This window comes from Mucilaginibacter sp. P4_E8 (assembly GCF_056401495.1).
Genome location: NZ_JBFUJG010000421.1, coordinates 1 through 870, shown reverse-complemented (window position 1 = coordinate 870; position 870 = coordinate 1). Strand labels below are relative to the sequence as shown.

At 34.3% G+C, this 870-nt stretch carries 1 protein-coding gene; it reads left to right on the top strand.

Translation table 11 applies throughout. The features are described from left to right. A partial coding sequence (locus tag AC1DRQ_RS31870) for a sugar transferase (RefSeq protein ID WP_477430214.1) occupies positions 1 to 829 on the top strand: 829 nt, incomplete at its 5' end. Between the last annotated feature and the right edge of the window lie 41 nt (positions 830 to 870).

Here is an 870-nt window from a genome sequence, read left to right as displayed (position 1 = left end):
GGGCATGATAAAGGATTTTCCTGAACAGGTGCTAATGGAAAAACTGATAAGTAAGAACCCCGATGAAATATTTGTATGTTATAAATACTTACAACCCTCATTATTACAGAAGTTAGTTGATTTTGGCGATCAAAATGCCATTAAGATCAAATTAGTGTCTGATCTGGTATTAAATAACAATTATGCAAGCATAGTTAACTATGAAAACTTGCCTGTAATTCACCTTTCTTCAAATCCTGGCCTTAGCCTTAAAGTGATATTTTTTAAACGAAGTTTTGATATTTTATTTTCTTTAAGTGTAATGATCATTGGCTCCCCGATATTTATTTTATTGATGTTGCTCACTAAATTTACATCAAAAGGACCGGCTTTTTATAAGCAGGTAAGAATCGGGAAAAATCACAGGCCATTTACTATATATAAGTTCAGAAGTATGTACGTAAATGCAGAAGCAGCTGGTCCGCAGCTATCAAGTGAAACAGATCCGCGTATTACAGCCTGGGGCAAAATTTTGAGAAGATCAAGGATGGATGAGTTACCCCAGTTTTGGAATGTTTTAAAAGGAGAAATGTCTGTAGTTGGCCCCCGGCCCGAGAGACAATATTTTATTGAACAGCTTATAGAAAAATCTCCAAGTTATAAAAAACTGCTGCGTATTAAACCAGGTCTTACCTCAATCGGTCAGGTTTCATATGGTTATGCCGAAAATATTGATCAAATGCATAGCCGCCTCCGTTATGATCTTATCTATCTCAATAATATCAACTTCAATAGTGATATGGGGATAATTTTAAAAACCATCAGGGTAATGGTTCAATTGAAAGGTTAATAACCTTTATATAATTGATTATCTTACTGATTCATTTTAAA